At 63.1% G+C, this 18,175-nt stretch carries 14 protein-coding genes and 1 riboswitch; of the genes, 12 read left to right on the top strand and 2 right to left on the bottom strand.

Annotation, left to right across the window (positions count from 1 at the left end; genetic code table 11):
* Window positions 1-34: 34 nt before the first annotated feature.
* The 6 genes from ACQY7R_RS23150 (at window position 35) to ACQY7R_RS23125 (ending at window position 10,211) form a co-directional block, all read left to right on the top strand.
* Entirely contained in the window at window positions 35-1,495 is a 1,461-nt protein-coding gene (locus ACQY7R_RS23150; protein ID WP_428307920.1) for a sugar porter family MFS transporter, read from the top strand.
* Between the two features lie 94 nt (window positions 1,496-1,589).
* Window positions 1,590-3,164 carry a hypothetical protein gene (locus ACQY7R_RS23145; RefSeq protein ID WP_428307919.1) on the top strand — a complete coding sequence of 525 codons (1,575 nt, stop codon included), beginning with the start codon at window positions 1,590-1,592 and terminating at the stop codon, window positions 3,162-3,164.
* A 331-nt stretch (window positions 3,165-3,495) separates the two neighbouring features.
* Window positions 3,496-4,731: a Glu/Leu/Phe/Val family dehydrogenase gene (locus tag ACQY7R_RS23140; RefSeq protein ID WP_428307918.1), complete on the top strand. Its 1,236-nt coding sequence runs from the start codon at window positions 3,496-3,498 to the stop codon at window positions 4,729-4,731.
* A 421-nt stretch (window positions 4,732-5,152) separates the two neighbouring features.
* Complete coding sequence (locus tag ACQY7R_RS23135; RefSeq protein WP_428307917.1) at window positions 5,153-8,143, top strand: beta strand repeat-containing protein; 2,991 nt, start codon at window positions 5,153-5,155, stop codon at window positions 8,141-8,143.
* Window positions 8,144-8,723: 580 nt separating this feature from the next.
* Window positions 8,724-9,548 carry a hypothetical protein gene (locus ACQY7R_RS23130; RefSeq protein ID WP_428307916.1) on the top strand — a complete coding sequence of 275 codons (825 nt, stop codon included), beginning with the start codon at window positions 8,724-8,726 and terminating at the stop codon, window positions 9,546-9,548.
* Window positions 9,549-9,608: 60 nt separating this feature from the next.
* On the top strand, window positions 9,609-10,211 hold the full coding sequence (locus ACQY7R_RS23125; protein ID WP_428307915.1) for a mismatch-specific DNA-glycosylase: 603 nt from the start codon (window positions 9,609-9,611) through the stop codon (window positions 10,209-10,211).
* 6 nt (window positions 10,212-10,217) lie between these two features.
* On the opposite strand, the gene ACQY7R_RS23120 is transcribed toward ACQY7R_RS23125, so the two are convergent.
* Window positions 10,218-10,904, bottom strand: a complete 687-nt coding sequence (locus ACQY7R_RS23120) for a DUF2293 domain-containing protein (RefSeq protein WP_428307914.1) — start codon at window positions 10,902-10,904, stop codon at window positions 10,218-10,220.
* 108 nt (window positions 10,905-11,012) lie between these two features.
* On the opposite strand from ACQY7R_RS23120, the gene ACQY7R_RS23115 reads away from it, so the two are divergent.
* The 6 genes from ACQY7R_RS23115 to ACQY7R_RS23090 all read left to right on the top strand — a co-directional run bounded on the left by ACQY7R_RS23115 (window position 11,013) and on the right by ACQY7R_RS23090 (window position 17,582).
* Complete coding sequence (locus ACQY7R_RS23115; RefSeq protein WP_428307913.1) at window positions 11,013-11,477, top strand: DUF1801 domain-containing protein; 465 nt, start codon at window positions 11,013-11,015, stop codon at window positions 11,475-11,477.
* A gap of 21 nt (window positions 11,478-11,498) precedes the next feature.
* Window positions 11,499-11,867: a DUF1801 domain-containing protein gene (locus ACQY7R_RS23110; RefSeq protein WP_428307912.1), complete on the top strand. Its 369-nt coding sequence runs from the start codon at window positions 11,499-11,501 to the stop codon at window positions 11,865-11,867.
* Window positions 11,868-12,200: 333 nt separating this feature from the next.
* Window positions 12,201-12,424: riboswitch (cobalamin riboswitch) on the top strand.
* Between the two features lie 250 nt (window positions 12,425-12,674).
* Window positions 12,675-15,488, top strand: a complete 2,814-nt coding sequence (locus ACQY7R_RS23105; RefSeq protein WP_428307911.1) for a ribonucleoside-diphosphate reductase subunit alpha — start codon at window positions 12,675-12,677, stop codon at window positions 15,486-15,488.
* Between the two features lie 69 nt (window positions 15,489-15,557).
* Window positions 15,558-16,622 carry a ribonucleotide-diphosphate reductase subunit beta gene (locus tag ACQY7R_RS23100; protein ID WP_428307910.1) on the top strand — a complete coding sequence of 355 codons (1,065 nt, stop codon included), beginning with the start codon at window positions 15,558-15,560 and terminating at the stop codon, window positions 16,620-16,622.
* A 78-nt stretch (window positions 16,623-16,700) separates the two neighbouring features.
* Window positions 16,701-17,096 carry a hypothetical protein gene (locus tag ACQY7R_RS23095; protein WP_428307909.1) on the top strand — a complete coding sequence of 132 codons (396 nt, stop codon included), beginning with the start codon at window positions 16,701-16,703 and terminating at the stop codon, window positions 17,094-17,096.
* A gap of 261 nt (window positions 17,097-17,357) precedes the next feature.
* The gene (locus ACQY7R_RS23090; RefSeq protein WP_428307908.1) at window positions 17,358-17,582 is read left to right on the top strand and encodes a hypothetical protein; all 225 of its coding nucleotides are present in this window, start codon (window positions 17,358-17,360) and stop codon (window positions 17,580-17,582) included.
* A 14-nt stretch (window positions 17,583-17,596) separates the two neighbouring features.
* On the opposite strand, the gene ACQY7R_RS23085 is transcribed toward ACQY7R_RS23090, so the two are convergent.
* Complete coding sequence (locus ACQY7R_RS23085; RefSeq protein ID WP_152097240.1) at window positions 17,597-18,019, bottom strand: RrF2 family transcriptional regulator; 423 nt, start codon at window positions 18,017-18,019, stop codon at window positions 17,597-17,599.
* Window positions 18,020-18,175 lie beyond the last annotated feature (156 nt).

Here is an 18,175-nt window from a genome sequence, read left to right as displayed (position 1 = left end):
ACCGCACGTCTTCAACGTATCGAAGGATTTCGACATGATGCATTCTTCCGGCACGACAGGAGCAGGTTCTGGGGCAGGGCTCCTGTCGCCGCCGGGAGGCGGCCACGACAGCGGCTACCTCTATCGCATCACGATAATTGCCGCGATCGGCGGCTTTCTCTTCGGCTACGACCTGTCGCTCATTTCCGGGGCGATCATCTTCCTGCAGAAGGAGTTCGCACTTACTCCCTTCTGGACCGGCATGGTCACCGGCAGCGCGATCCTCGGCTGCCCCTTTGGCCCGCTCTGCGGCATGTGGCTCGCCGACGTGAAGGGCCGCAAGTGGTCGCTGCTGCTCGCCGCCCTGTTGTTCATGATCTCGGCGGTCGGCAGCGCACTCGCGCCTTCGGTGTGGCAAATCATCTTGTGGCGTTTCGTCGGCGGCATGGGCGTCGGCCTCGCCTCGACCGTCTCGCCCATGTACATCGCCGAGATCTCGCCCGCGGCTCTCCGCGGCCGGATGGTGATCATCAACCAATTGGCGATCGTCATCGGCCTCTCGATGGCGGTCGTCGTCGCCTACTTCCTCTCGTTCGGCGGCCACTGGCGCTGGATGTTCTTCTCGCAGGCCATTCCGATCGTCGGCCTCTTCGGCGGGTTGTTCTTCGTTCCGAACAGTCCCCGCTGGCTGGCGATGATGAACCGCGACGCGGAAGCCCTCGACGTGCTCAACCGCATCAACACGCCGGAGCAGTCGGAGCAAGAGCTGCGCGCCATCAAGCAAGAATTGGGCGAAGAGAGCGGCGGATTCGCCGAGTTGCTCCGCCCCGGCATTCTCAAGGCGGTGATCATCGGCCTCGTGCTGATGGTCTTCTCGCAAATCAACGGCGTGAACATGATTCTGCTCTACACGCCGTCGCTGTTCATGGAGGCCGGCATCACCGACGCCCCCGACGCCATCCTGAACAGCGTCATCATCGACGGCTGGATCACGATCTGCACCGTGATCGCCTTCTGGCTCACGAGCAAGTTTGGCCGGCGCCCGATCCTCATCGCCGGCGCACTGGGGATGGGCGTAGGGCATCTGCTCATGTACGCCAACTTCGCCTTCCAGTTGCCGATGCAAATGACGCTGCTGGCGATGATCGTCGCCACCGGGGCGTTCACGCTAACGCTCGCGCCGCTCAGTTGGGTCGTCGTCTCCGAACTCTACCCCACGCGCATCCGCGGCAAGGCGATGTCGATCGCCACCTGCGCGATGTTCACCGCGTCGTTCATTACCGTCAACTTGTTCCCCGTGCTCACGAATTGGTTCAGCGCCCACTTTGGCAGCGCGGGAGGAACGTTCTTGATCTTCTTCGGCATTTGTCTGGCGGGCGGCCTTTTCGTCTGGAAATGGATCCCCGAGACGAAAGACAAAACGCTGGAAGAAATCGGCGGCTTCTGGCTGCATGACTCCGATCGGGCCGAGCGCCCTTTCGTTGAAAACGAATTAGTCGCCAATCCCAACGCTTAGCTTCCACTCGTTTACGAAGTCGCTGCGGCGCCTCCCGTGGGGGACCGCCGCCGCACGCTGACGGCCATCACCACCTTCGACTGCATCGAATCTTATGACCGCAATTCGCACGATCCTCGGCTTCTGTCTGTTGCTGCTAACCACGCTCGCGACGCCGGTCCTCCATGCGGCCGACAAGAGCGCCGGACCAGCGCAGCCGCCCGCTGCAGAAAAAATCATCGGCATCTACGTCCATCAACACTGGCCGTACAACCATCCTTACGCCGCCCGCGAGTGGTCGCTTGAAGATTGGGAAGGGTACGTCGATGGCGTGAAGCAACTCGGCTACAACGTCATCCAGTTCTGGCCGGTCATCGAAACGATGCCTGACCCGCTCACCAAGAGCGACGAGGCATACCTGGAGAAGTGTCGTCAAGTGATCGACATGATCCACTCCAAAGGAATGAAGGTCTTCGTCTGCCTCTGTCCGAACGTGATTGCCGACGACGCCGTCGCCGGCCAAATGACCTTCGAAGACCGCGTGTTCTTCTTCTGCGATCTGCGCGTCAACCCGGGCGACGCGGAAGCGATGGAGCGGATGATGAAGCGCCGCGAAAAGCAACTTCGCCCGCTCGCCCAGGCCGATGCGTTCGTCGTGATCGACAGCGATCCGGGAGGTTATCCCGGTTCGACGACGGAAGAGTTCGTCGCGCTGCTCGGCGCTCATCGCAAGATGCTCGACCAACTCCGCCCCGGCATCGAAATGCTCTACTGGATGCACGTCGGCTGGCCAGGTTATTGCCGCTGGTATGAAACGGGCAAATTCGAATTCAGCACCGAAGCCGAATTCGACGCCGCACTCAAGCAACTCAAGGAGTTGAATCCAGAACCCTGGGGCCTCGCCGGAAACATCCATCATGCCAATCGCGTCGGCCAAACCGATCGCGCCATCGACTACCGCTATGGATCGGTCGAGGGCGAGCCGACGTTCCCGCTGACGAACTTCGGCTCCGACCGAGCGTACCAAGCCGGCCTTGAACCGACCGGGCGCGGCGTGATGGCGAACGCTCAAACGCACTGTCTGCAGTTGCCCTACATCTTTGCGTTCGCTCGCGGCGCCCAAGGCAAACCGCTCGCCGAAGCCGATTACGTCGAATTCGCCGACCAGCTGCTCCCCGGCCACGGCGCCGAAATCGTCGCCGGTTGGACGGCGCTCACCAGCGTCGACACGGAACACATGCTCGCCACCGCCGCCTCGCTCGAGAAATTGGCGGCGGGCGACCTGAAAACGGGCCCGCTCAAAGGCCTCATGTTTGGCGATCCGCAGCGATTTCTCACCGACATCGCCATGCAGCTGCGACTACGGGCGGCCGGCGAGAAGTTTATCGTCGCCCAGGAACAGGAAAACGCTGACGCCAACGAGCTGTTCGCCGCCTTCGTCGATCAGTTCAGCCAATGGCAAGAACGCCACGGCTACCGCGGTCGCGTGATTTTCGAATGGAAGCGTCTGGACGATGCGCTCACGAAGCTCGACGCCCCGGAAATCAACGCGGTGTTGCATCCCGAGATCGACGCCCCCACGCCGTTCGCAAAGATCAAGGAAGACTATGCGATCGCGGAATCGGCCTCGGCGAATCTCGTGAAAGCGATGCAAGCGACCGCAGACCGACTCGCTAAAGAATCGAAGTAAGCGAGGCTGAGCGCCGGGAAGGCGTTCAGCCCAGCTCCCTGCCAAAGAGCTTGCCAGCGCACGTGAACGAAGCCCGACGCTGAGCGTCCGGGATGGCGCTCGCGCTCGAAATGTGCGAGAGCTTGTACGCTAAGCGCGCGTGCCCGCAACCTCTCAACTGACGGCGCCCAAGCCGAGCGTCGCAATCTAACAATCCGCGCCGAGCGAAGGATCGAGTCGGCTCGCGCTAGCCAAACGATTGGCAAGCGCCGCTTCCTTTTGCGCCTCGCCGCCGCGTCTGCATTCAAAACGAACATTTGTTTGCCCCTTAATCACATAACCCCCCAGCCAAATGAGATTATTCGAGGCGACTCAACACTTCTTCAACGAAGCGGCAGACCAACTCGCCGTGCACGACAGTCTCCGCGACCTGCTCTCAACCCCCTTGAGAGAGGTGCAAGTGCAAATCCCCTACGAAACGGACGCCGGCAACACAGCGTGCCTCGTCGGCTATCGAGTGCAACACAATCGCGCTCGCGGCCCCATGAAAGGGGGCTTGCGCTATCACCCCGGCGTCGATCTCGACGAAGTGCGCGGGCTGGCGTCGCTCATGACCTGGAAAGCCGCGGTGGTCGACCTTCCCTACGGCGGAGCGAAAGGAGGAGTCGTCGTCGACGTCGCCAAAGTCAGCGAGCGCGAGCTTGAACGCATCACGCGCCGCTTCATCGACGGCATCCACGACGTCATCGGCCCCGACGTCGACATCCCCGCTCCCGACATCGGCACCGACCAGCGCGTGATGGCCTGGATCATGAGTCAGTTCAACAAGTACCACGGATTTAATCCGGGAGTCGTGACTGGCAAGGCCGTGGAGCACTACGGCATTCCGGGTCGTGCGGAAGCGACCGGCCGAGGAGCCGGCATTTTGGCGCTCAAGCTCATGCAACGCCTCAACCGCGATCCCCGCGACACGAGCGTCGCCGTGCAAGGGTTCGGCAACGTCGGCTCGCACGTCGCCCGCTTCTTGAGCGAAGCAGGGTGTCGCATCGTCGCGATCAGCGATCAGTACGGGGCTCGCTACGCCCCTGCAGGGTTGGACATCGGGCAAGCATTGCGACACGTCGCGCAGCAAAAAGCTTCCATCAACGATCTGAGCGAAGGCAGCCCCATCTCCAACGAAGAATTGCTGGAGCTCGAAGTCGACATGCTCATTCCTGCGGCCATCGGCGGCGTGATTACCGAGCAAAACATGTCGCGCATCAAAGCCTCGATGATTGTCGAGGCAGCCAACGGCCCTACATCCCCCGCAGCCGACCGCTATTTGAACGCACGCGGCGTTGCGATCCTGCCCGACATTCTCGCCAATGCCGGCGGCGTAACGGCCAGCTACTTCGAATGGGCGCAAAACCGCCAGCACTACCGCTGGAATCTCCACCGGGTTCGCAGCGAACTCGAACGGACGCTGACGACCGCCTACGACGAAGTCTGCGCCGAAGCAGACAGCCGCAACGTTTCGCTCCGCTTGGCAGCCTACATGATCGGCATTCAGCGCGTCGTTTTCGCAACGTCGCTGGACGGCATGAGCTAGCTTCGTCTCAGGAATATCAACCTAATAAAACGCGCGGATGAATCGACGCTAAATTCCCGTTGCCAATCGCTGCCAACTAACGTCAGCCGACGTCGCCTGCTGCAGATTGTCCCTGTGAATCGCGGGTAGCACGCCCGCGATTCACATGAAAATAGCGGGTAGCCCTGGTCCTACCAGGGCGGCGCAGCCGCAAGAGGCAACGCCATCACAGCCGCTCCTCGATACCCAACCGCAGAGCAACCGGAGCATCGAACCGCGAAAAACGCACAACCGTACCAGAGGCAACAGCGCGGAAAACCAGCAACCGCTCTAGTAAATTGACCGCCAATTCCAACCAACTATCCTAGATGCCTAGCAGATTCACACTCCCACTTCTGCTTCCCACCCCCACCGCAGCGCACCGAGCCCACGCCAGTCCTCCATGCCTCACCGAATCCTCCGCCGTCCCCAGCGCTGCCTGAACCTCGCCCGCCGCACCGCCCACGCTCGACGCCCTCGAGCGATCGCACTCGCCCTCGCGGCCATCTCCTCGCTCACGCTCGCCCCCGCGCACGCCGACATCAACTGGATCGGCGGCGCCGGTAACTTCGGCAGTGGCGCCAACTGGAGCGGCGGCGCCGTTCCCATCCAAGGCGAGTCGATCGTCATCGCCAACGGCGGCACGGCGCAAATCGCCGGCGCGAATGGCTACGCCGTCAGCACCGTCACGCTCGGGCAAGCCGGCTCCGGCGCCATCGAACTCGGCTCCGGCAACAACACCCAGTTGCAGGCAAACGAGTTCTACGTCGGCTACAGCGGCCAGGGCACGCTCACCGCCGGGTCGCAAGCGTTCATCGGCACGAGCGATTTCTGGGCCGGCTACAATCCAGGCGCGACGGGCATCGTCAACTTGAACGGCAGCTACTTATCCCCTTTCACGGTCTACTTCGGCTACGGCGGCAACGCGACGATCACGCTGGAAAATGCCTCGACGCTGCAAAGCACCACCGGCTACGTCGGCTACTCCGCCGGCTCGCACGGCGTCGTGAATCTCACCGACAGCACCTGGAAGGCCGAGAACCAAAGCATTCCCCGCGACGTCACGGTCGGCGTGAGCGGCAAGGGCGAGGTCCACGCCACGAGTTCGCTCCTCTCCGTGAACAACCTCATCCTCGCCGCGAACGCAGGTTCCACCGGCGACGTCTCCGCCGACGGCGGCAACATCACCGCCGCGGAAAATCTCACCGTCGGCGCCGCGGGGACGGGCAGCCTCACGCTCACGAACTTGGCCTCCGTCCAGGTGATGGGCGTCGCCGCGATCGGCTTCAACGGCAACGGCACGCTCGACGCGACCGACGCCGACTTCGCGGCCCCCGAACTCTTCGTCGCCCAAAACGGCGGCTCGACCGGCACGGCCACGTTCTCCGGCGGCGAGATGGCGATCTCGGGCGAGTTCCACGTCGGCTACGGCGGCGCCGGCACGTTCACGCTCAACGGCGGCGGCACGCTCGAAACCAACAAGGCGAACATCGGCTTCGCTTCCGGCTCCACCGGAACCGTCGACGTCCTCGACGCCGCGTGGACCAACAAGCTCGCGATCTTCGTCGGCGCCTCCGGCCAGGGCACGCTCAACCTCGGCGCCGGCGGCGTCATCAACAGCGAGAGCGGCTACGTCGGCCAAGACGCGATCGGCGAAGGCGAGGTCAACGTCACCGGCGGCTCGTGGGCGATGACCAACACGCTCGCCGTCGGCGTCAACGGCGGCGGAACGCTCACGATGACCGGCGGCGCCATCTCCTCGAAGTGGGCGCAAGTTGGCCTCTCCGGCGCCTCGCTCGGCGTCGTCAACGTCGGCAACGCCAGCTGGACGACCGAGCAAACGCTCACCATCGGCGCCAACGGCAACGGCGGCGAGTTCTACGCGACCAATGGCGCGAACGTGACGGCGCAAACGATCGAACTCGCCGAGAGCGCGAACGTCACCGGCCTGCTCAACGCCGTCAACGCAACCATCACCACAGAAAACATCATCAGCGGAGCGGGCACGGCGTCGCTTTCACTTTCAGGCGTCCAACTAAAACTCCTCGGCGGTTCGTCGGTCGTCGACACGGCCCTCATCGATGGCTTCGCCGCCGATGCCGTGGTCGTCGGGGCAGGGGGCCTCACCGTCGACACCCAAGGCGGCAACGCTCAGATCCCCACGATCCTCAGCGGCGCCGGTGGCCTCACGAAGACGGGCGCCGGCCGGCTCCGGCTCACCGCGGCGAACACGTACGCTGGCGGCACGACGATCTCGGGCGGCCTGCTCGAAGTCACGAACAACGCCGCCCTCGGCGCCGGTAACGTCGCCCTCGGCTCCGCCGAGCTCCGCGCTCATACGAGCGCGACGCTCGCCGGCAATCTCAACGGCGGCATCCAACTCGTCTCCGTCGCCGCCAACCAAACCGGCGTCTTCTCGGCGGCCCCGAACCAAACGCTCACGCTCGCGCCCCTCGACTTCCTCCTCGTCGCCGGCGCCACGATGCAAGTCGGCAGCAGCGGCCAAACCGGCTCGGTCGTCTTCGCCCCCACCGGTGCGGTCGCGCTCACTGGCGAGGCCTCACTCAACGTCGCCGCGGGCACGCTCGTCGCCGACAATAGCAGCCTCGAGTTCATCACTTCAATCGCCGCGTCGACCACCGTCGCGAGCGGCGCCACGCTCAACTTCCAAGACCACCTCTCCACCGGCGGCGTCCGCGCCCTCTTCGGCGGCGGCACGGTCAACATCGGCTCGAGCGCCGCGACGATGCTCGTCGTCGACGCCGGCAACTTCGCCGGCAACATCGCCGGCAACGGCGGCCTCGTGAAAGATTCGAACGGCACGCTCACCCTCTCCGGCCAAACAGCCTTCACTGGCGGCACCACGGTCAACGCGGGCACGCTCCTAGTAAACGGCTCGCTCTCGTTCGGCTTCGGCAGCGCCGCGGTCAACGCCGGCGCCACGCTCGGCGGCAGCGGCCTCGTCGGCGCCGTCTCCCTCAACGGCGGCAACCTCGCCCCCGGCAACTCGGCCGGCACGCTCACCGTCGCCGATCTCCTCTGGACCTCCGGCAACCTCGTCTTCGACCTCGGCGCCACGTCGGCTCAGTCCGACTCCCTCACCGTCGGCGGCCTGCAAGGCTTCGCCTCCAGCTACGCATTCACGTTCACGAACAACAACTGGAACGTCGGCACAACCTACGACTTGGTGAACTTCGCCTCGACCACCATCCCGATCGCTGACTTCAAGTTCACCAACAGCCACGGCCTCGACGGCGTCTTCGCGTACAAGGGAAACATCCTGCAGTTCACGCTCACCGCCGGCGAAGTCGTCCCCGAACCCGCCGCCGCAGCGCTGCTCCTCCTCGCCGCCGCCTCTTCCATCGCAACCCGCAGGCGCCCCCGCGATAACTAGGCTTTGTCCCCAAGTCTTGATTGGAATTAAAACGCCGGAACGAACGCTCGAAAGCGACGGCAACGTCCCAGCGGGACGACCGATAATAGCCCAGCAATTCATTGCTGGGTAAAAAAGCCGGCGCATGATGAAGTCCCGTAGGGACGACTGAATGACTCCGGAATTCAATTGTCCCTACGGGACATCGGTCATGGCGGCGATCATGCCCCAGCAATGAATTGGTGGGCTATTGTCGAATCTCCCTCCGGGAGAAAAAGACGCAACTCGCTCGAAATGCACTCTTGGGATGAAGCCTAGGACTGGCCGCTTCAGCGACCAGTCGACAGCGCTCACCGCTCCCCCAACCCGCGCGCCAAATCCGCGCGCCCCCCGGCCAAAATCTGCCGCGCCGCCCAAAATTCTCCCCAAAAACTCCAAAATAAATCCCGCGACTTTTGTGTTGAAACTAGGCCACCCATTCCTCTAACGTGAACCCCCGTGCTGCGCATTCCCTTAGGCCCCGGTTCTTCAAACCGGGGGCAAGGCGCCACGCCAACGATTCCAGCGCACCCGCGCGCCCGCAACAGAGGAGGGCCCAACCATGCAAGCCACCAGCTACGCTAACCGCCGCATCATCGACGCCTCGAAAAAAGAACGCTTCTGCGAGCTCGTCCGTGACAGCTACTCGCTCGAAGAAGCCGCCGAGCAGCTCGACGTTTCCCTCCGCACGGTGCAGCGCGAGCGGCAACGCGACGAAGCGTTCGATCGTGACGTCCGCGCTGCCCAGCAATCGCATCCCAATTCGCTGCTGCTCATGGAAAGCGCCGCCCGCACCCACTGGCGGGCCGCCGCGTGGCTCCTCGAACGCGAACGCCCCGAACGCTTCGGCCGCCGCCGCGCCAACATGGCCCGCAAGCACGAAGTCGAGGCCGCGCTCGACCTGGTGCTCGAAGCCGCCCTCGCCGCCACGCCCCCCGAACAGCGGGCCGCGCTCTACCAACCAGTCGTCGCCGCCGTCGAACAAGCATTTCACAAATGCTTTCCGCAAGCCGACCGCTGCGACAACGCGAAACCTTGCAAATTTCCCGCCACGCCGCTCGCCGACGAAGCGGCCGCCGCCAGCGCATCCTCAACAGCGGAAGTCGTCATCCAACTGTCGCCCAAAATCGTCGAGGCGACAGATGACGATACGAACCCAAACAACGCAACGGCGCCCAAACCGCCGCAACACACCGCTCGAATGCTCCCCGCAATCGCCAGCCCCCACTCATCCGCCGCGCATGTGTCGCCTAAAATAGAAAAGGCGACACCAAGCGACGCGACACTCGCAGACATCACGACGCGCCGGAAGCAGCGGCAGCTCGCGAAACGAGAGAAGGCCGCCAAGAAGCGCGCCGCAGCCTCCAGACGACGCAACGCCGGGTAGTTTGGTCTTTTAAACTGATTGGCGACGCTACATAAGCTCGCCCCAACGCAGCCGACATTGATGGAACGCAAACCACAAGCGCCCTGGAAGCCCACGAAGGCCCAACTCGCGGCCGCGCAAGACAAGCGCGTCCCCGACCTCCTCGCGAAGGACCTCATCGTTCTCTTCGCGGGGATCAACCCGGGCCTCTACACCGCGGCGATCGGCCGCCACTTCGGTCGCCCCGGCAATCGCTTCTGGCCCGCGCTCTACGGCGGCGGTTTTACGCCGCGGCTCTTCTCGCCGTTTGAAAGCGACTCGCTCCTCGACCTCCACCTCGGCATCACCAACGTCGTCTCGCGCGCCACTGCCCGCGCCGACGAACTCACGAACGACGAACTCCGCGCCGGCGGCAAGCGCCTCGCCGCGAAAGTAAAACGCTGGCAACCAACCGTCGTCGCCTTCGTCGGCATCGGCCCCTACCGCATCGTCTCCGGCGTGAAGGACGCGAGCGTCGGCTTGCAAAAAGACCTCTTCGGCGGCAGCCACGCCTGGGTGCTGCCGAACCCGAGCGGGCTCAATGCGCACTACCAACCCGCAGCGCTAGCCAAACTATTCGGCGAGCTACGCGTGTGGGCGATGGCGGAGCATCGCCGGCAGGAAAAGAAGCATTCCGCCCGTTGAAGCAATTCAGCATTCTGCTGAAGCGACTGGCAACGCCTGCAATAACGGACAAGGCCCACCCGACGCGCCAACGCCGCGGCGATACTGCTCAAGCAACTCCTTCGAACGCTGCGCCAGCATGCGCCGCACTTCGCGTCGCTTTCCTTTCTCGCGCGGAATTTTCATCGAGTCATAGGCGGTCGTTTGATGACGCATCCAAGCAATCACCGCCGCCTCGGCCCGTTGCTCAACAGGAATCCGTTTGGTTCTCGCCACCGTGCCGCTGCCGACGGGCGTCGCGTGGTTCGTCACCGCGGCGGCGAACCGCTGCGCAAGCGGTGCATGAGCGACGTGAAACGCGAGGAAGGAGACCACGGCGCCATGAAAATCGTCGACGTACTCCGCCTGAACTTTCTCCCGTCGCTCGGCATCGGCAACCTTCCGCTTCGCAAAGCTCGCGGTCGAACGCTCCGCCTCAAGATCGGCTTGAATGCGAGCAATCGTCGCCGCCGGCGCCCACACCCCGCGCGAGAAAACCTTGCGGCCGCGCTTCTCCGCAACGACCCAATGCTCCCCAGCCGCCTTCACGCGGCGAGTGAGCGCCGCATCGCCCGGCGGCAGCAGCGACCAATCGGCGGGGGCCGTCAACAAGGTTCCATCAGGGGCGCGGACGGTGTCGGGACTCGGGCCGGGAGCGTAAGTGGCGGCGTTCATGGTTGCTTCAGCGGCGATGCAGAATCCGGTAAAATCGCATTGTACCGCTCCATCGCCGCACGACGATTGGTGCAGCGCCGAGATTCCCTCGACACAAAAACAAACGCCATGGCCAAGAAGACACCGAAGAAGCTAGCACCGAAAAAAACTGCCGCGAAGCCCGCCGCTGCGCAACCAAAACTCCTCGCCGGCGGCAATCCGCAAATCGCCAAGGGCTACGGCGACGAGCCAGTGCAAGCCTACATCGCGGCGATGCCGGAGTGGAAGCGCGAGCTCGGCGAACGACTCGATGCGATCATCACGCGGACGCTGCCCGACGTGACGAAGGCGGTGAAGTGGAACTCGCCGTTCTACGGCCGCGAAGGGGAAGGGTGGTTCCTCAGCTTCCACTGCTTTGCGAAGTACGTGAAAGTCGCGTTCTTCAAAGGCTCCTCGCTGCGACCGCTGCCGCCGGGCGAGTCGAAGCAGAAGGAGGTGCGGTATCTCGATATCCGCGAGGATGATGAGTTCAACGAAGCGCAGTTTGCTAAGTGGGTGAAGCAGGCGAGCAAGTTGCCGCTGGAACGGATGTAGTCAGATCCACGAGGAAATCATATGGCGAGCAAAGCGTCCGAGAATCTCGATGATTGGCGAACAGAAACGCTTGAGCGCATCCGCGAGCTCATCGAGCAGGCCGCTCCCGATGCGGTCGAAGAAGTGAAGTGGCGGAAGCCGTCGAATCCCGCGGGCGTGCCGACGTGGTCGCAAGGCGGCATCCTCTGCACGGGCGAGACATACAAGGACAAAGTGAAGGTGACGTTCGCCAAGGGAGCGTCGCTCCCCGATCCGAGCGGGCTCTTTAACTCGAGCCTCGACGGCAACGCGCGGCGGGCGATCGATTTTTTTGAAGGGGACAAAGTGAAGGCGACCGCGTTCAAGGCGCTCATCCGCGCAGCGGTGAAGTTGAACGCCGCGAAGAAGTAGCACGATGAGTGCAGGCCTCACACTGAACGCATCGCCTTCAGGCCCAACGGGCCGCGCTATGAAAGCCCAGGGCGCAGCCCTGGGTAAAACGCCGCCGTCAACAACGAAGCCCTGTAAGGGCGCGCTAACCTTCGCGCGCCCTTACAGGGCTACCGATGGTGGTTCGCAATGTTCCCAGGGCTACGCCCTGGGCTATCACAGCGCGGCCTTACAGGCCTGAATGCAACTGCTCTTCGTGACTCGCCACTCTGCTTCCACCTTGCTCACTGAGCCCGAAATCGCGCACAAAAAACTTCTCCCCTCGGACGCTGGACATCGCCCTCGAACCGCAGTATGTTGACGCCCGTTGCTGGTCGACCACAAGCGATTGTGGTCGCGACAAGAGGGAACCTGGTGCAAATCCAGGGCTGCCCCGCAGCGGTAAGCGGAAACGAACGCCGTCAATAAGCACTGGCTCGCAAGGGCTGGGAAGCGACGGCTACTAGGCGCCGGAGGTCCTTTCGAGGCCCGCCGGCCAGTCCGCGAGTCCGAAGACCTGCCAGCGACTGAGCGGTTCAGAATTACAGGATTGCGATGACCGGACGTCATCGGACTGAGCCGCTTGTCTACCGAACCTTCTCGGGAAAGGACGGTCGAGGATGTTGTTATTCTGCTGCGCGCAGTCATTACTCGCTGGCTTCCGCTCGTTGACGAGCGCTGGCTCTCTCGCGACTGCACTCTCGCACGATTCCTCGATCGGCGTTCACCGGTTTGGTTCCGGGAAACCCGCTGTCCCCTATCGGGTCGATAGGGAGAGGAGTCACTCTCATGCTGTGCGCCCCCCACGAATGGATCGTCCGCAAACGCGACGGCCGTCACGTTCCGTTTGAACTCGACCGCATCCGCGGCGCGATCGCCAATGCGTTTCGCGCGGAACTGAACATCGCCGCCAGTGCGCCGCTCGATGACGACGTGGCCGCCGACGTGGCAGGCGTGCTGCAGTCGGTGTCGGACGACGTCTCGCCGCTGGCGAATCAGGGCGAAGGGGTGAGCGTCGAGCGTATCCAAGACATCGTCGAGATGGAGCTGATGGCCCGCGGCCATTACCGCGTCGCGCGGCGGTACATCATCTATCGCGCCGAACACGCCAAAATGCGGGCGATTCGCGGCGAAGCGCTCGTCACGGCGCCGCCAACCGTGCAGGTGACGCTCGCCGACGGCAGTCGCGTGCCGTTCGATGCGCGACGGATTCGCAAGCGGCTCGCCGAGGCAGCGACGGGGTTCGAAGAAGTTGTCGACGTCGAGGAGTTGGTCGACGAAGTGCTGCGGTCGGTCTTCGACGGGATCTCGATCAACGAGATCTACCGCGCGCAGATTCTGGCCGCCCGTTCGCGGATTGAACGCGATCCGGCGTATGACGTCGTCACCTCGCGGCTGATGCGCAACGTTATCTACCAGGAAGCGCTCGGCGAAACGCCCGATGCGCGGTCGCTCGATCGACTCCATCAGCATCAGTTCGAGCACTACATCATCGACGGCATTCGTGCGGGCCGACTGTCGGCGGAGTTGCGTGAGTTCGACCTAGAAAAACTCGCCGCGGCGATGAAACCGGAGCGGGATGCACAGTTCCATTACCTCGGCTTGCAGGCGATCTACGACCGCTACCTGCTGCACGTGAACGGCCGGCGGATCGAGACGCCGCAATACTTTTGGATGCGGGTGGCGATGGGCGTGGCGCTGCGGGAAGCGGCCCGCGAAGAGCGGGCGATCGAGTTCTACGAGATTCTGTCGACCTTCCGCTTTACTTCCGCGACGCCGACGCTGTTCAACGCCGGCACGCCGCATCCGCAGCTTAGCTCGTGCTACCTCAGCACCGTGAGCGACGACCTCGGCCACATCTTCAAGGTGGTGTCGGACAACGCGCTGCTATCAAAATGGGCCGGCGGGCTGGGGAACGATTGGACGAACATTCGCGCCACCAACTCCCACATTCGCGGGACGAACGGCCGCAGCCAGGGGGTGATTCCGTTCCTCAAAGTAGTGAACGACGCCGCGGTGGCCGTGAACCAAGGCGGTAAACGAAAAGGCGCCGTCTGCAGTTATCTCGAAACGTGGCATCTCGACGTCGAGGAGTTTCTCGAACTGCGGAAGAACACCGGCGACGATCGCCGTCGGACGCACGACATGCACACGGCGAACTGGATTCCCGACCTGTTCATGAAGCGCGTGCGGCAGAAGGCCGATTGGACGCTTTTCAGCCCGAACGAAGTGAGCGACCTGCACGATCTGTACGGCCGCGAGTTCGAAGCTCGCTACGAGCAGTACGAGCGGATGGCCGACGAGGGGGAGATCGAGCTGTTCCGCCGCGTCCCCGCCGCCGACTTGTGGCGAAAGATGCTGACGCGGCTGTTCGAAACGGGGCACCCTTGGATCACGTTCAAAGATCCGTCGAACATCCGCTCGCCGCAGGACCATGAGGGCGTGGTGCATAGCAGCAACCTGTGCACGGAGATTTTGCTGAACACCTCGGCCGACGAAACGGCGGTCTGCAATCTTGGCTCGGTCAATCTCGCGGCACACATCGTCGACGGGGCGCTCGATATGGCGAAGCTCGAAGCGACGGTGACGGTCGCGGTGCGGATGCTCGACAACGTGATCGACGTCAACTTCTACCCGACGCCCGAGGCGGCCAACTCGAACCAGCGGCATCGGCCGGTGGGGCTAGGGCTGATGGGTTTTCAAGACGCCCTCTACGCACTCGGGCTGAGCTACGCAAGTGACGAGGCGGTGGCGTTCGCCGATCGGAGCATGGAGGCGATCTCGTACTACGCGCTACTGGCGTCATCGCAACTGGCGGCCGAGCGGGGCGCTTACCAGAGCTACCCCGGTTCGAAGTGGGAGCGAGGACTGCTGCCGATCGATACGCTGCAACTCCTCGAAGAAGCGCGGGACGTGCCGATTCCGATCGACCGCACGGGGTGGCTCGATTGGTCGCCGGTCCGCGCATCGATCGCCGCCCACGGGATGCGCAACAGCAACGTGCTGGCGATCGCGCCGACGGCGACGATCTCGACGATCATCGGCGTCTCGCAATCGATCGAGCCGGCGTACAAGCATCTCTACGCGAAGAGCAATCTCTCGGGCGAGTTCACGCAAGTGAGCGAGCCGTTGGTGGCGGAGTTGAAGCGGCGCGGCCTGTGGGACGGGGCGATGCTCGACGAGCTGAAGTACCACGACGGACAGCTGCAAAACATCGGCCGGATTCCGCTCGAACTGCGGCAGCGCTTTCTCACGGCGTTCGAAGTGGCGCCGAAGTGGCTGATCGCGTGCGCCGCTCGTCGGCAGAAGTGGATCGATCAGGGGCAGTCGCTCAACCTGTATCTCTCCGAACCGAGCGGCCGCAAGATGCACGACATGTATCAGCTAGCGTGGGAGCTGGGACTCAAGACGACCTACTACCTCCGCACGCTCGCCGCGACGCAGGTGGAGAAGTCGACGCTCGACGTCAACCGCTTCGGCGTGCAGCCGAAGTGGATGAAGAACCGGAGCGCCTCGAGCGACGTCGAGATCCACCGCGAGAGCGAGCCAGTCGCCACGGCGGCGTGCAGCCTCGACGATCCGACCTGCGAAGCTTGCCAATAAGCGGACTGGCGACTTCCAATTCCGCTCCATTACATACTTCAAAAATTATCTGCGAAAGCGATTCTCGATATGTTTCTGACTGCCGATGCCCCGAACTCTCTCCCCGCTGCTCCCGCCACTGGCCGCGTCGACGCCCGTGCGAAGCGGCTGATCAATTGCAACGAAGTCGACGTCAACCAGCTGATGCCGCTGAAGTACCGCTGGGCGTGGGAGCACTACCTCAATGGGTGCGCAAACCACTGGATGCCGACCGAAGTGCCGATGCACAAAGACATCGAAACGTGGAAGTCGAGCAAGCTGACCGACGACGAACGCCGCGTAATTCTCCGCAACCTCGGCTTCTTCTCGACGGCCGAGAGCCTGGTCGGCAATAACCTGGTGCTGGCGATCTTCCGCCACGTGACGAACGCCGAGTGCCGGCAGTATCTCCTGCGACAAGCGTTTGAAGAGGCGGTCCACTCGCACACGTTCCTCTACATCGTCGAGAGCCTCGGCCTCAACGAGGGAGAGGTCTTCAACATGTACCACGAAGTGCCGTCGATCGCCCGCAAGGACGAGCTCGAGATGGAGCTGACGGCGGAGATTCTCAGCCCCGACTTCACGACCGACACGTTCGAAGGGGCGCAGGCGTTCTTGAAGAACTTGATCGGCTACTACCTGATCATGGAAGGGATCTTTTTCTACACCGGCTTCGTGATGGTGCTATCGTTCCATCGGCGGAACCTCATGACCGGCATCGGCGAGCAGTTTCAGTACATCTTGCGCGACGAGTCGATCCACCTGAACTTCGGCATCGATCTCATTAACGGGATTCGCTACGAGAACCCAGAGTTGTGGACGGCGGAATTTCAGGCGGCGATGATCGAACGCGTTCGACTCGCCGTCGAGCTAGAGATCGACTACGCCCACGACGTGCTGCCGCGGGGCATTCTAGGGCTCAACGGCGATCTGTTCCGCGACTACGTGCAGTTCATCGCTGATCGTCGCTTGGAGCGGATCGGCCTGGCGCCGCAGTATGGGTCGTCGAATCCATTTCCCTGGATGAGCGAGACGATGGACCTCGCGAAGGAGAAGAATTTTTTCGAGACTCGCGTCACGGAGTACCAGAGTGCATCGACCCTCAGTTGGGACTGAAGAGGATCGTGCTAGCGATCTTCGAGTGGAACTCGGCTGTGCCGCGAACTTTCGCGGCACAGCCACTGTCTGCTCGGCATGGGCCGTTGTTCCGACACTACTGAAACCTCGACGACGCGCGGAACCGCCTCGCTGGCGAAGTCGCTCGCGCCGGAAGAGATCCGCCGCGGCGACTACGTGACGGCGTTGCACGTCGTGAGCGAATGGCCGTCGTGGTACTGGGACGATGATGATGCGCTTCATCCTCGCGACGAACTCGTGCGCATCCGCAGCGTGCCGTGCGACGAGGCGGCACCGCTGGAAGTGATCGACGTTTGCCTGCCGTTCGTCTTGGTGAAGACGCCAGAGCGAGAGGGCAAGGTGCTCGACGTTCGCCGCATGCGGCTGGCGCGGCTCGACCGTTCGTTCGCCAAAACGGCGCGACGCGAGTTGCAGCGGCGCGAGAAACGACTCGAAGCGAAAGCGAAGAAGTAGCGCCGGCCTGTCGGCAGACGAGCGGCGCATACTTTAATCTTTCATTGATCGCGGGCGATTTTTAGAAAAATCCTCGGCGATTGGACGGTTGGCGCACGTCGTGAGAGTTCCGCGAGCATCGCTGCGCGTCTCTGGAAGGCGAAACGCAGCCTCTCTCGGCAGGAAACCATTGGCGGACAACGATATCCGCTACATGGCACGCGGCGTGCATTACTCCAACCTGCCAGCCCAATTCGGCTGTGCCAGCATAAGGAGAGAGCCATGCGTACGTGGCTACTGCTAGCAACGATCGTGACCTGCGGTTACCTGAGCGGCTGCAAGACGGCGGAGATTGCCGTTGATCACCAGATGACCGGCATTCACGTCGCCGCCAAGTTTGAAGGCAAGGACGAACTGCCCGAGTCGAACGCCAGCGACGAGCGCGACGACGCTGCGGCGGAGTCGAACGAGCGCGTGGCGTTGCGGCCCGATGATTTTACGCGCTAGGCGCGACGGCCGACTTAGAGCTTGATGTCGCAGAGCGGCACGATCTTGCTTTTCGAATTGACCAGCTGCGCGAGCGTCACGCGGCCGAGGCTTTCTTCGGCGTACGCGTAGACGCGGTCAAGTTCCTTGTGGAGCGGACAGAGCTTCGTGTGCGACGGCAGCCCGAGCGGGCAGTGGGTGATGCGCTCCAGCGGCGCGACCGCGGTGACGACGGCGAGGATCGTCACTTCCTCGGCGGCGACCGCTAGCGAGTAGCCGCCGCCGGGCCCCGGCTGCGAGCGCACCAGGCCGGCCTTCACCAGATCCTGCAGCACCTTGTGCAAGTAACGGCGCGGGACTTTCGTGACTTCCGCCAACTGATCGGCGGCGGCAGGTCGCTCGGCGCTGGCCATCCAAACGGCGGCGCGGAGGGCGTATTCGGCAGTCTTTGAGAGCATCTGCAGCCTGTGGGGCAGGGCGGTGGGCGACTTCGTCTCAATTCTAGAGGAGCGGCCGGATTTGTCGTAGCGACAAAGAATGGCCTCGCTTAAATCTACATATTGACGTGAAGTATTTTTATTCTATGATTCGGAGAGAGCCGGCCGGCGACCATT

It is taken from the genome of Lacipirellula sp. (assembly GCF_965279485.1).
In the GTDB taxonomy this organism is placed as follows: domain Bacteria; phylum Planctomycetota; class Planctomycetia; order Pirellulales; family Lacipirellulaceae; genus Lacipirellula.
This window is presented reverse-complemented; position numbering and strand designations above follow the sequence as displayed.

Excerpts from the sequence above, each read along its gene's own strand:
- ACQY7R_RS23150 (WP_428307920.1), top strand. The coding sequence starts at position 35 with ATGATGCATTCTTCCGGCACGACAGGAGCAGGTTCTGGGGCAGGGCTC.
- ACQY7R_RS23145 (WP_428307919.1), top strand. The coding sequence starts at position 1,590 with ATGACCGCAATTCGCACGATCCTCGGCTTCTGTCTGTTGCTGCTAACC.
- ACQY7R_RS23140 (WP_428307918.1), top strand. The coding sequence starts at position 3,496 with ATGAGATTATTCGAGGCGACTCAACACTTCTTCAACGAAGCGGCAGAC.
- ACQY7R_RS23135 (WP_428307917.1), top strand. The coding sequence starts at position 5,153 with ATGCCTCACCGAATCCTCCGCCGTCCCCAGCGCTGCCTGAACCTCGCC.
- ACQY7R_RS23130 (WP_428307916.1), top strand. The coding sequence starts at position 8,724 with ATGCAAGCCACCAGCTACGCTAACCGCCGCATCATCGACGCCTCGAAA.
- ACQY7R_RS23125 (WP_428307915.1), top strand. The coding sequence starts at position 9,609 with ATGGAACGCAAACCACAAGCGCCCTGGAAGCCCACGAAGGCCCAACTC.
- ACQY7R_RS23120 (WP_428307914.1), bottom strand. The coding sequence starts at position 10,904 with ATGAACGCCGCCACTTACGCTCCCGGCCCGAGTCCCGACACCGTCCGC.
- ACQY7R_RS23115 (WP_428307913.1), top strand. The coding sequence starts at position 11,013 with ATGGCCAAGAAGACACCGAAGAAGCTAGCACCGAAAAAAACTGCCGCG.
- ACQY7R_RS23110 (WP_428307912.1), top strand. The coding sequence starts at position 11,499 with ATGGCGAGCAAAGCGTCCGAGAATCTCGATGATTGGCGAACAGAAACG.
- ACQY7R_RS23105 (WP_428307911.1), top strand. The coding sequence starts at position 12,675 with ATGCTGTGCGCCCCCCACGAATGGATCGTCCGCAAACGCGACGGCCGT.
- ACQY7R_RS23100 (WP_428307910.1), top strand. The coding sequence starts at position 15,558 with ATGTTTCTGACTGCCGATGCCCCGAACTCTCTCCCCGCTGCTCCCGCC.
- ACQY7R_RS23095 (WP_428307909.1), top strand. The coding sequence starts at position 16,701 with ATGGGCCGTTGTTCCGACACTACTGAAACCTCGACGACGCGCGGAACC.
- ACQY7R_RS23090 (WP_428307908.1), top strand. The coding sequence starts at position 17,358 with ATGCGTACGTGGCTACTGCTAGCAACGATCGTGACCTGCGGTTACCTG.
- ACQY7R_RS23085 (WP_152097240.1), bottom strand. The coding sequence starts at position 18,019 with ATGCTCTCAAAGACTGCCGAATACGCCCTCCGCGCCGCCGTTTGGATG.